This window comes from Treponema ruminis (assembly GCF_014201975.1).
GTDB classification, from domain to species: Bacteria; Spirochaetota; Spirochaetia; order Treponematales; family Treponemataceae; genus Treponema_D; species Treponema_D ruminis.
This window is the reverse complement of the sequence record NZ_JACHFQ010000002.1, coordinates 70,534-81,842: the sequence shown is the minus strand read 5'-3', so window position 1 is coordinate 81,842 and position 11,309 is coordinate 70,534. Positions and strand designations below refer to the sequence as shown.

Below are 11,309 nucleotides of genomic sequence, written 5' to 3'. Positions count from 1 at the left end.
TAGAATAAATTGTGTTTCTTGTTTTATTTATAACAGTTGTTTGTATTTTTCTCTTTATTCGTATTCTGATTCTTTTTCAGACTCCGATTCAGTTTTTCAGCACAGGTCAGGACAAGGGCTTTAAATTCAGCGAAATTATCCTCCTCTGGAAGCTGGCAAAGGAAGCAGAGCTTGAAGAGCCTCTAAGCCTTTATGTTTCGGTTCCAACGCTCAACATGGCAATCTCAAAAATCGTCATGGATGCAAAGGCAAATGGCTCGGAAAGCCTTGATTCAACTCAGAATTTCATTTCAAAGCTCTACGAGTACCGCACCAAGATTGATTTGGAGCACGAAAATAAAAAGGGCCTCGAATCCACAAAATACCTGGAAAAAGGTCAGCGCCTCAGAATCATCCTCAAGGGAAAGGGCGTTTTTGCCTCGGAGATTTTGAGCGTAGGCTATGAACTTATAATCAGGGTTCCGCTTCAGAAAAATGTCAAGGTAATCGAGGGCAGCGACTGGGTAACTCATGACGTCAGCGTTTACCTCTGGCGCAAGGGGGATGCAGGCTATGTCTTTGACACCCGCGTTACAAATTCCGGAGTATTCCAGGGGCAGAGCGTAATCTATCTTGCCCATACAAACCAGCTGGAAAGGGCACAGAAACGCAAGTCTGTCCGGGCTGAGTGCCAGATTTACGCCCAGCTTTACTTCCTTGCCGATGAAATTCCAGATTATGATGCCGTTGAAATCGAGGACGGCTATAAGTGTCTTTTGGAGGATATTTCAGAAGACGGTGCCATGATCCGCATCGGAGGCAAGGGCAAGCAGAATATTAAAATCAAGCTGCAGTTCGACATCGACGAAAGGCTTATCATTATGTTCGGTATTGTCCGGGCTGTAGAATACAATCAGGAATTAAATCAGTCACGACTCCATTTTGAATGCCTGCACATTGAAAAAGAAATGAAGAACAAGATTCTCGAATTTATCTATCGTGATCTTTCAGAAGAAAAGAAGGACGAGCTCACGGCCCTTGCCGAAGTTGAACAGGAAGGTCTTGAAAGCGGCGACATTAAGGAAGGAGACGCAGAACTCCCGGCTAGTGCAGAACCTCTTAATCCGGAGGAAATTCTTGATGAAGCAGCTGACAGCGAAGAGCCTGTTGATTCTTCAATTTTGTTCTCCGAAGAAAATGTTGATGAAAAGGCAGCCGAAGAAATGGCCAGTTTAGAGATTCCTTTCGAGAGCAGGAGCCTTGAGTGAAAAATAAATTCATTCTTTCCCTTTTGATGTTTTTTTTCTCTCTTCAAATTTTTGCTTCAAGCTCACAAACCGAAAAAAACTTTATAAAAGCCAGCCTGTCTGAAAAAATAAAAATAATCGAAAACCTTAAGGAAAAGGATCTTGTTCCGGTCACTCAAAAAGCCCTTGATTTTTCAATCGAAAATGCGGCCATCTTAAAGGAGGACAAGGATTTGACAAGTCTTGCACTTGCCTGCGTCCTGGTTCTTCCGTCTGATCAGGAGTCGGCTAAAAACCTTACTTCTTCTGATTTGCAGCTCTTTTCCGAAAAATTCATGACGATTTTCAAATTGTTCAAGAATCCGGAACTCCGCCGGGCAATCATGAAGAATCTGGAGTTTTATTCAGGCAGCGACCAGTCCCTCACGGTTTCCTTCCTTAACGATTATCTTTCTTCCGCCTACAAGGCAAACGAAAGCGAAAAAAACATCCTTGAAGAAGCAATCATTACAATCGGTAAAATCGGTGACAACGAATCGCTTTCAATAATTTACAATGTCTGGGTTTCAAAGATTTGGGATAAGTATCATGACAGCATTGACGAAGCCCTTGTTTCATTGTCTCAGGATTCCTTTGGCGATGCGATCAGGATAATTTCCTCGTCAAAAATCGAAGATATTGCCCATTATTTCAAAATTTTGAAAAAATCTGATAAAATTTCTGAAAATTCTTTGTGCCAGATTGCCGAAAACGCACTTTTAATTGCAATTAATAATGTAGAGAATTTGAGCGCAAAAAGCAAAGATTCTGAAAAGGCGTTTGTAGGTTTTCAGCTTGATGCCCAGGAAGTTCTTACCGCACACAAGTGGTCTCATGCTTCTTCTGCAATCAACAGTAATATTCTGCTGGCAAAAAAAGCTTACGATAAAGGGACAATGGACGAAAAAGATTTTGTCAAACTGATTAAATCTTCTGTTCAAATCCCTTCGCACGACCTTGCACAGACTCTTACTGATATGCTCTCAGAGTGCAACGGCAAAGTAGAAAAGGCATCTTCTGATGCAAAGATCGAAATGCCTGCCAAGAGCGTTGTTCTTGCTCTGATTACTGCATTAGGAGAATTGGGAGACAAAACTGCCTTTGATACGCTTCTTTCAGTGACTTATCTCTCATATCCGCTTGAAGTCGTTGACGAGGCCAAAAAGTCTCTCCAAGCTTTAAATTGGTAAAAAATCTTAAAAATCCTGTATTCGTCTCAAGCCTGCTTCTTGCAATTCTTTTTTATTCAGGCGTCGCAAAAATCAGGGACAGAAATCCCTTTGCCTGTCTTGCAAAAAAAAGTGAAATTATCAGGCTTGAAGGTTTTGTGTCGTCAAATCCTGTAAAAAGCTCCTTTTTCGGCTCGACTTATAAAACTTCTTTCCGTGTAAAAAGGGCTTTCACTTCATCTGGAGTTTTCGAGGCAAGGGGAGAAGTAAACCTTTATTTTCCGGCTGCCCTCGTTGAAGCCTATTATCCGGGGAAAGTGTACAGCAGGCTTTCTTCAAGGGAAAAAGGCTTTATCGTTGAAAATGGTGGCAGTTTTCTGCTTGATGTAAAGTGCCTGCAAAAGGGAAGTGAAAGAAGCTTTCTTGTTGAGGACGGAAAATTCCTTGGCTGGCAGGGAGGCCTTTTTCAAAAGAAGGTGGCTAAAATCCGTGCCTTGTGTCGCCTTCAGTTTAAAAGACTTATGTACGCCTGGGGAAAGGCGGGCGGACTTCTTCTGGCCCTTCTTTCGGGCAGCCGGGAATATACTGAAAAGACTGTCGCTGACAGTTTCCGTGATTCAGGTCTTTCTCATATTCTGGCTCTTTCCGGAATGCACCTTGGACTTTTCGGCGGAATCGCAAGATTTTTCGGAAAGAAAGCGAGGGGGCGGAATTTTGCTGATGCGGTTCAGCTCGGGGCGGTTGCGTTTTTCGTCTGGTTCGCTGGAATTTCACCATCGCTTTTCAGGGCTTTTCTTGCAGCCTTGATTCTCTACCTCAATTCGCTTTTCAGGATGAATAGGCCGGAAGGTCTTTCCCTGCTTTCCTTCTGCTTTATCCTTCACTGCCTGATTTTTCCCTCTCACATCATGGAAGCGGCCTTCATGCTCTCCTATGCTTCACTGGCAGGAATTATAATCTTTAGCAGGGTGTTCACAAAAGTATACCCGGTTTTCATTCCTCATAAAATCCGCCTTTCCCTTTCTGATTCTTCGGCTGCCCAGCTTTCAACGGCTCCGGTCGCCATCAGGCTTTTCGGAAAAATCATGCCCCAGGGAATAGTGGCTAGTCTTTTTGTGGCTCCACTTGTATTCCTTTTTTTATATTTCGGGCTTTTTGGTCTGATAATTTGCCTTTTTGTGCCTTTTCTTTCTGGGCCAATAAGTGTTATTATGAATGGATTGTATTCTTTAATCAGTAAACTGGTTTTATTTTTCAGCTTTAAATAATAAGGAAAAGAGATTGGAACATCCTGACTATAACAGCCCTTTGGCCTTGAAGGCATTTTTGGACGAGAACGGCATGGCAATGCAGAAGAAATTCGGACAGAATTTCTTGGTTAATGCCGACGCCCGCAAAAAAATCATAGATTGTCTTGATATCGACGAAAACTCTTCTGTTTGGGAAGTCGGTCCTGGCCTTGGCAGCATGACTGATGAAATTCTTGGCCGGGGAGCAAAACTCACAGCCTTTGAGATTGACCACGGATTTGCAAGGCTTGTAAGGCAGTTTTTTGAAATCTATTCAGAAAAGGGCAAATTTGAGCTTGTAGAGGGCGACGTCCTCAAAACATGGAAAAAATATTCTGACGAGCACGGAGCTGCCGACCGCTTTTTCGGCAACCTTCCTTACAATGTCGCCGCTACGATTATCGCGGACACAATCAATGAGGGAGTCCGCTTTGAAAAGGCCGTCGTCACCATTCAAAAGGAAGTGGCTCAGAGAATGACCGCAAAGGAAGGAAGTGAAAATTACTCGTCATTTTCCGTTTTGTGCCAGTGGGCCTACAATATCAAGAACATAGTTGACCTGGCTGGAGGCAATTTCTGGCCGGTTCCGAATGTTGCAAGCCGGGCCGTCCTCATGACAAAGCGAGAGGATTTTCCCCGCTGCCAGAACCCCAAGCTCTTCATGAAAATGCTGCGCCAGCTTTTTTCTTCAAGACGAAAGACCGTGCGCAACAACATGCTGCCCCTTGCTGGTGGCGAAAAAACTGACCAGGCGCTTGAAAAGGCCGGAATTAAAGGCAGCGTAAGGGCTGAGGATTTGAGCCTTGACTCTCTCCTTAAACTTTCAGATGCCTTGAATGAGCTGATATAAAAAAACAGCCTGTATTTAAAAATCGATGAAGAAATTTTTACTTTGCCTGATTTCGATATTTCTATTTTTCTCTTTTTTACCACAAAGTCTTTTTGCGGCAGAATCGACTAAATATGACGATATTAATTTCCCCCAGTGGACAAAAGACCTCAGGCGAACGGAAATCATCACATTCGGCTCCCTTCCTTTTGTCACTCTCTGGACGACTGTAGGCTATTCACTTTATCAATACGGAGAATTTAGAAATCCTCTCGATAAAAGCACGGATTCCTTTACGGAAGATGACCAGTGGAAAATCATTAAAATTTCTGCGGCAACCTGTGTTGGACTGGGGCTCACAGATCTGGCAATAAACCTGATTGCCCGCACCAAAAAAGAAAGCAGGCTGCGTAAGCTTCGTGAAATGCAGCCCTATACGGTCACGCCCGCAAAAGACCGCAAGCCTCCAAAAATGCACGAGGATGAAAGCGACCAGGAGGCGGAAGAAAGGCTCAAGCACGAAAAGGAAATGGAAGAGAGTCCTCTTGCAGAAAGTTTCATCGAGGGAGTTGAAAGTGCCATTTTTTAGCGCCAGAATTCCTGCTGATTTTTCAGGCAATACAAGACTTGATAAATACATTGCTTCTCTACCGGCTTCGGCTTTTGACGGAACGAGCATGAACCGCTCAAAACTCAAGAGCGGCGCCACGGAAATTTTACTCAACGGAAAAGTCGCCAAAGTCTCTGCAAAGGTAAAGGCCGGAGACCAGATTGACATTCAGTGGGAAGAAAACATCCCCGAGGACATTGAGCCGGAGAATATTCCCCTTGAAATAATTTACGAGGATGAAAATGTCTGCGTGGTCAATAAAAGGCAGGGCATGGTCACTCATCCTGCGGCCGGAAACTGGAACGGCACCCTGGTCAACGCCCTTCTTTATCACTGGGGGCGCAATGCCATTCATCAGGATTCAAGCGAAGAAGTGACTGCGGAAGTCCTTGCAAAAAGAAGACCCGGAATCATCCACCGGCTGGACAAGGACACGAGCGGAGTCATAATTACTGCAAAAAATCGCGGAACAGAGGAATTCCTGCACGAAGAATTCCTGCACCATAACAGGATTACAAAGGAATACATAGCAATCTGCTGCGGCCGGCCAAAAGTCCTTGAGGGCAAAATCGAAACCCAGATTATCCGGGACCCGCGGGACAGAAAGCGCTATAAGGCAGCCGTGGGTACACAGGAGGGCAAAAGGGCAGTTACCCTTTACAAATGCTTTGCAACTTACGGTCCTTTCTCCCTCATGAGAATCCGCATCAAAACAGGCCGCACTCACCAGATCCGCGTGCACATGAAATTTCTGGGCTGCCCGGTAATGGGAGATCCGATTTACGGCAATTTCTTAAAGGGCTCTCCCTTCCAGAGCGCAAGCCTCATGCTCCACGCATACCTGCTGAAAATCCGTCTGCCGGGCCAGAAAGAGAGGGCTGTCTTTAAGGCTCCTGTTCCCCTGCGCTTCAAAAAGGTCTTACGGACTTTGCACGAAAAATACGGAAATTTTCTATGAAGATTATTCATTCGCCGACAGAAGATTCTCCTTTTCTCATCGCCTTTAAGCCTGCGGGACTTCCGTCTGCGCCTCTTTTTGAAGGGGATGAAAGCATTCTGACTCAGGCCATTCAGCTTTTTCCTCAGATTGCACTTGTTCACGGAAAAAAGGAAGTCGAGCACGGACTTGTCCATAGAATTGACACCGAGACTGCGGGGCTTGTCCTGATTGCGACAAGCCAGCAAAGCTATGACTCACTGATTCTCTCTCAGAAAGAGGGTAAATTTGAAAAATGGTACCGGGCTGAAGTTGATTTGATTCCTGATTCGGCAGACCTTCTAGGTGGATTTCCGCCGACTCCCTCACTTTCAGAAAATTCCCTCGTCATTGAAAGCTCATTTCGTCCCTTTGGGCAGAAAGGGCGGGAAGTCCGTCCGGTTAATCAAAATGCGGGCAGGGCAGCCCTTAAAAAAGCTGGAAGCGTCCTTTATAGAACGGAGATTTCTTTTGAATCAGAAAATGTCGCCGTCTGCCATATCAGTGCGGGCTACAGGCATCAGGTGCGCTGTCATTTAGCCTGGTGCGGTTTTCCTGTAAAAGGCGATTTAGTTTACAATCCCAAGAGCCGCCAAAATCTGCAGGACGAAAAATCAGCTTCAAATTCCCATGAAATGAAGTTCACGGCCTTCAAAATCAGCTTTCCTCATCCTCTGACACAGATTCCTCTAGTTTTTCAAATGTAAAGAGGCAGAAGGCCTTGATGCGGTTGTAAAAGGCCCGGTCAATTCTCTTGTCGATGAAGGGCAGCTTTATGATGTCGACTCCGCCCAGGGCATAAATAATCCAGTTGTCTCCGTAGCGGAAAATCGAAATCACGGCAATCATTTTGCCTTTTCCGACGGCGCTAAGGAAAGTTTTGTAGCGGACCCGGTTGAGATTCTGCATCTGATAAAAATAATATGTGCCGAATTTTACTGACTCTATTCTTCCGGTGAAATAATCCAGCGGCTTCATCAAAAATCTTTCCGTGATTATTTCCTTGCCGCCAATTTTTTCGATATTCTGAATTTTCGCATCCGCGTAGAGGTAGACAATCTCTTCGTCATCATCAATATAAAAAGGCACTTTCGTGTAGCTTTCCTCGTCCTTGAGCATGGCAGAGACAATATCTGTAAGTTTTTCGTATTTTTGGTAGGGCAGGATTTTTATTATTTCGGCAAGATGATTTGGATTAACCCTTTTGACCGCTGAAATCAGCTGCCTTGCTTCCGGAATGTCGTTTATCCGAGAGTATTTGAGCTTTCCAATGCTGTTGCAGACCACTTCGCCACGCCTGAGGGCAAGAATTTCCGCTGATGTAAGCCTTTCGTTAAAAAGATAGTCGATTTCCCCGCCCATTATTCTGACCGGAGTCTGAGAAAATAGCGGGATAATGACAAGAAAAATTAGAATTATCAAGGAATTTCTTTTTAACAAATCTTCGGGCTCTCCGTTTTTTAAATGGGCAGTTAAATTCGTTTTTTAACTTTTCATCTTTATTTTAAACTTTTCTCGCACATCACGCAAGAATGTGATATAATGTTTAAATCATGATTGCACGTCATATTCAAGAAAGTATAAATTCAAAGGGTGCATCAGTCATCCGAAAAATGTTTGAAGAAGGCATCGTGCTCAAAAAAGAGCATGGTGAGGACAATGTTTTTGATTTCACTTTAGGTAATCCAGATTTAGACCCGCCTGAAAAAGTCATCAAAGCCATTCAGGAAGAAGCAAAAGATGTAAGCCACGGCTGTCACGGCTACATGCCCAATGCAGGCTATCCTTTTGTACGCGAGGCAATTGCCCAAAAAGTTTCAAAAGAGCAGGGGCTTCCTCTTTCCGGAAGCAATGTCATTATGACGGTTGGAGCAGCAAGTGCCCTCAACTGTGTCTTCAAGTCAATCCTCAATCCGGGCGATGAAGTCATTGTTCCGGCTCCTTTTTTTGCCGAGTACCGCCACTATGCCAAAAACCACGGCGGAATTCTGGTCGAAGTTCCTTCAAAATCTGATTTTTCCCTGGATCTGGAGGCAATCAAGTCTAAATTATCCGAAAAAACAGCCGCAATCCTCATCAATAACCCCAACAATCCAAGCGGAAAGATTTATTCAGAGGATGAAATTAAAGAACTTGCAGCGATTTTAAACGAAAACAACAACAAGACTGGCAGGGTCACATATCTTGTCTGCGACGAGCCTTACCGGGCCATTGTCTACGACGATGCAAAAGTAGCTCCTGCATTCCAGTTCTACGACAACACAGTTATCGTCTCTTCTTTCGCCAAAGATTTGAGTCTTCCTGGCGAGCGAATCGGCTACATCGCCGTAAATCCAAAGTCTCATGAACCGGAAGAATTCATCAAGGCAGTCACTTTCTCACTCCGAGTCCTCGGCTGTGTAAACGCGCCGGCTTTCTTCCAGAAGGTAATCGCAAAATCCTGGGATGCCCAGGTCGATTATTCAAGCTATAAGGTCCGCCGCGACAAGCTCATGGCAATCCTGGACAAGGCCGGAATCGAATATTTCCGACCACAGGGAGCCTTCTATCTTTTCTGCAAGGTTCCTGCCAATTTCAAGGGTGACGACGGTGACTTCACTGATTACCTCAAAAAATACCTGATTCTTGCAGCTCCAGGAAGCGGATTCGGCGGCAAAGGCTGGTTCCGTCTGGCCTATTGTGTTTCAGAAAAAACAATCACCGGCTCCGAAAAAGCTTTCTGTCAGGCGATGAAAAACCTGTAAAATAGACTCTTAAGAATATGGAGGAAAATATGAAAATAATGATGGTAAGTTCAGAGGCAGTTCCTTTTGCTAAAACCGGCGGTCTTGCTGACGCTGTTTCGGCCTTAGCCGGAAATTTGAGCCTTTTGGGTCACGATGTCAAAATCGTAATTCCTCGCTACTATAAAATTGACCGGAAAAAACTCACAGCCCTCGAAGGTCCGATGGGCGTTCCTGTCGGTACAGGTCAGGAATGGACTGAAGTCTATAAAACTCCTCTCCCTGGCTTTCCAAAGGTAGAAGTTTACTTCATCGATCACGAGGCCTGCTTCGGTCGCGACGGCGTTTACGGCACAAAATTTGACCCGGACTTCGCCGACAATACATATCGTTTTTCTCTCCTTTGCCACGGTGCTTTCCAGATCTGCAATAAAATCCAGTGGTACCCGGACATCGTTCATGCCCACGACTGGAGCGCAGGCTTGGCTCCGGTTCTCTTAAAGCATGTCTGCCGCTCTCAGCCTCAGTTTGCCCATACGGCAAGCGTCTACACAATCCACAACATCGGCTATCAGGGCGTTTACGGAAAAGACAAGTTCCCTGATTTGGGAATCGACTGGGGCCTCTTCTATGGGGCAGGCTTTGAGCGCAACGGTGCAATCAACCATCTTCAGGCAGGAATCTCAAGCGCTGACATGGTTACGACAGTTTCTCCGACATACGCATATGAAATTCAGACTGCTGAGGGCGGATTCGGAATGGACGGTCTCCTGCGGGTCCGAAGCGATGTCGTCCGCGGAATCATCAACGGCGTTGACATTTCGACATGGAATCCAAAAACAGACAAGGAACTTCCTGTAAATTACAGCACGTCAAACATAAAGGGCAAGGCAGCCTGTAAAAAAGCCCTGCAGGAAGCATTCGGACTTGAAGTTGATCCAGACATTCCTTTGATCGGCATGGTCGGCCGCCTCGTAAGCCAGAAGGGCATAGCAGAAGTCTTTGCTCCTTCTTACGGCTCAATCTACAATATCTGCCGCGACATGAAGGTTCAGTTTGCAATCATCGGTACCGGCGAAAAGTGGTGCGAGGACGAAATCAATAACCTTCAGGCAAAGCTTCCAAATCTCCGCGCAAAGATCGGCTACTCAGAGCAGCTCAGCCACCTTGTCGAAGCCGGAAGCGACTTCTTCTTGATGCCGAGCCAGTACGAGCCTTGCGGCCTCAACCAGATGTATTCAGAACTTTACGGCACCCTGCCAATCGTCCGCCGAACAGGTGGCCTGGCAGACACAGTCCAGAACTACAATCAGAAAACAGGCGAGGGAACCGGCTTCATGTTCGATGCCCTCACTCCTGGCGCAATCTATGACACAGTAGGCTGGGCTGTCTGGGCTTACTACAACCGCAAGGATCACATCAAAAAGATGCAGAAGCGGGGCATGGAGCAGGACTTCACATGGAAGGCAAGTTGCGAAAAATATGTCGAAGTTTACAAAGAAGCTCTTGCACGAGGCTGCGGAATTTGATAAAATCAATTTCAACCCCTTGAGTCTGCGTATGCGGACTCCAAATGTCCATAAGGAGAACATACACACATGAAAAAGTATGAACTCATGACTATCTATCCTATCGAGGATGAGAAGTTCAAAGACGGCACAGAAAAAGTAAAAGCCGTTCTCGCACAGTTTGGTGCAACAGTCGAAAAAGAAGAGTCTTACGGAGACCGTGACCTCGCTTACGAAATCGCTAAGCAGAAGAGAGGCCGATTCGTTCTTTTCACAGTCAAAGCAAATCCTGCTAAAATCGTTGAAATCAACACACAGTTCCGATTGAACAACAATTTGCTCAAATCTCTTTTCGTTAAACTCGACGACAAAGAAGCAAAATAAGTTTGCTCACCACTTTTACACCTTTGGAGGCATTAAATGACTGATATTAACAGCGTCACAATTGTAGGACGTCTTACCCGCGATTTAAACGGCAGTGATCAGCGCGAATACGCTTTCACACCAAACGGGCAGGCTCGTGCAAATATCAGCATTGCAGTTAACCGAAGCCGAAAGCAGGGTGACCAGTGGGTAGACGAAGCAAATTTCTTTAATGTCACAATCTGGGGCAAAACAGCCGAGAACCTTCTTCCTTACCTCAAAAAAGGTAAGCAGATTTGTGTAGAAGGCTATCTCAAGCAGGACCGCTGGCAGGATAAGACAACCGGGCAGCAGAGAAGCAATGTTTCAATCGTTGCAAACAACGTTCAGCTTTTAGGCGGAAATTCTGGTAACGGCGGTGCACAACCGTCTGGGGGTTATACACCAAAATTCCAGCCACAGCAGCAGAACAGCTTTGCTCCTAGCAATGATATTCCTGATTATGGCGATCAGAGCTTTGGCGGACCACAAGACAGTGGCTTCCCAGAAGACATTCCATTTTAATTTATAGGAGAAC

General features: G+C 45.4%; 12 protein-coding genes. 11 read left to right on the top strand and 1 reads right to left on the bottom strand.

The window, feature by feature from the left end:
• The first annotated feature begins 11 nt into the window (after positions 1-11).
• The 7 genes from HNP76_RS02930 to HNP76_RS02900 are packed head-to-tail and all read left to right on the top strand — an operon-like array spanning position 12 to position 6,845.
• A complete protein-coding gene (locus HNP76_RS02930) occupies positions 12-1,247 on the top strand; it encodes a PilZ domain-containing protein (protein WP_184657332.1) in 1,236 nt (411 codons plus the stop codon).
• Positions 1,244-2,455, top strand: a complete 1,212-nt coding sequence (locus HNP76_RS02925; protein ID WP_184657330.1) for a hypothetical protein — start codon at positions 1,244-1,246, stop codon at positions 2,453-2,455. The genes HNP76_RS02930 and HNP76_RS02925 overlap by 4 nt, the downstream gene beginning before the upstream one ends.
• Positions 2,449-3,702: a ComEC/Rec2 family competence protein gene (locus HNP76_RS02920; RefSeq protein ID WP_184657328.1), complete on the top strand. Its 1,254-nt coding sequence runs from the start codon at positions 2,449-2,451 to the stop codon at positions 3,700-3,702. The genes HNP76_RS02925 and HNP76_RS02920 overlap by 7 nt, the downstream gene beginning before the upstream one ends.
• Before the next feature lie 13 nt (positions 3,703-3,715).
• Positions 3,716-4,573: a 16S rRNA (adenine(1518)-N(6)/adenine(1519)-N(6))-dimethyltransferase RsmA gene (gene rsmA / locus HNP76_RS02915; protein ID WP_184657326.1), complete on the top strand. Its 858-nt coding sequence runs from the start codon at positions 3,716-3,718 to the stop codon at positions 4,571-4,573.
• Between the two features lie 25 nt (positions 4,574-4,598).
• Positions 4,599-5,141: a DUF8521 domain-containing protein gene (locus HNP76_RS02910; protein ID WP_184657324.1), complete on the top strand. Its 543-nt coding sequence runs from the start codon at positions 4,599-4,601 to the stop codon at positions 5,139-5,141.
• Positions 5,128-6,120 (top strand): RluA family pseudouridine synthase, encoded by a 993-nt coding sequence (locus tag HNP76_RS02905; protein WP_184657322.1) that lies wholly within the window; start codon positions 5,128-5,130, stop codon positions 6,118-6,120. Before HNP76_RS02910 ends, HNP76_RS02905 begins: the two co-directional genes overlap by 14 nt.
• Positions 6,117-6,845, top strand: a complete 729-nt coding sequence (locus tag HNP76_RS02900) for a pseudouridine synthase (RefSeq protein ID WP_184657320.1) — start codon at positions 6,117-6,119, stop codon at positions 6,843-6,845. The genes HNP76_RS02905 and HNP76_RS02900 overlap by 4 nt, the downstream gene beginning before the upstream one ends.
• Here HNP76_RS02900 and HNP76_RS02895 read toward each other — a convergent pair.
• Positions 6,796-7,500 carry a DUF6675 family protein gene (locus HNP76_RS02895; RefSeq protein ID WP_184657318.1) on the bottom strand — a complete coding sequence of 235 codons (705 nt, stop codon included), beginning with the start codon at positions 7,498-7,500 and terminating at the stop codon, positions 6,796-6,798. The two genes, HNP76_RS02900 and HNP76_RS02895, sit on opposite strands and share 50 nt — an antisense overlap.
• 191 nt (positions 7,501-7,691) lie before the next feature.
• Here HNP76_RS02895 and HNP76_RS02890 point away from each other — a divergent pair, with 191 nt between their 5' ends.
• From HNP76_RS02890 to HNP76_RS02875, 4 genes are all read left to right on the top strand, one after another.
• Positions 7,692-8,882: a pyridoxal phosphate-dependent aminotransferase gene (locus HNP76_RS02890; protein WP_184657316.1), complete on the top strand. Its 1,191-nt coding sequence runs from the start codon at positions 7,692-7,694 to the stop codon at positions 8,880-8,882.
• Positions 8,883-8,911: 29 nt separating this feature from the next.
• Positions 8,912-10,390, top strand: coding sequence for a glycogen synthase (locus HNP76_RS02885; protein WP_184657314.1), 1,479 nt, complete (start codon positions 8,912-8,914; stop codon positions 10,388-10,390).
• A 69-nt stretch (positions 10,391-10,459) separates the two neighbouring features.
• Positions 10,460-10,753: a 30S ribosomal protein S6 gene (gene rpsF / locus HNP76_RS02880; RefSeq protein WP_184657312.1), complete on the top strand. Its 294-nt coding sequence runs from the start codon at positions 10,460-10,462 to the stop codon at positions 10,751-10,753.
• A gap of 36 nt (positions 10,754-10,789) precedes the next feature.
• Positions 10,790-11,296 carry a single-stranded DNA-binding protein gene (locus HNP76_RS02875; protein WP_184657310.1) on the top strand — a complete coding sequence of 169 codons (507 nt, stop codon included), beginning with the start codon at positions 10,790-10,792 and terminating at the stop codon, positions 11,294-11,296.
• Positions 11,297-11,309 lie beyond the last annotated feature (13 nt).

Coding starts and splice junctions, on each gene's coding strand:
- HNP76_RS02910 (WP_184657324.1), top strand. CDS start 4,599: ATGAAGAAATTTTTACTTTGCCTGATTTCGATATTTCTATTTTTCTCT.
- HNP76_RS02900 (WP_184657320.1), top strand. CDS start 6,117: ATGAAGATTATTCATTCGCCGACAGAAGATTCTCCTTTTCTCATCGCC.
- HNP76_RS02895 (WP_184657318.1), bottom strand. CDS start 7,500: ATGGGCGGGGAAATCGACTATCTTTTTAACGAAAGGCTTACATCAGCG.
- HNP76_RS02890 (WP_184657316.1), top strand. CDS start 7,692: ATGATTGCACGTCATATTCAAGAAAGTATAAATTCAAAGGGTGCATCA.
- HNP76_RS02885 (WP_184657314.1), top strand. CDS start 8,912: ATGAAAATAATGATGGTAAGTTCAGAGGCAGTTCCTTTTGCTAAAACC.
- rpsF (WP_184657312.1), top strand. CDS start 10,460: ATGAAAAAGTATGAACTCATGACTATCTATCCTATCGAGGATGAGAAG.
- HNP76_RS02875 (WP_184657310.1), top strand. CDS start 10,790: ATGACTGATATTAACAGCGTCACAATTGTAGGACGTCTTACCCGCGAT.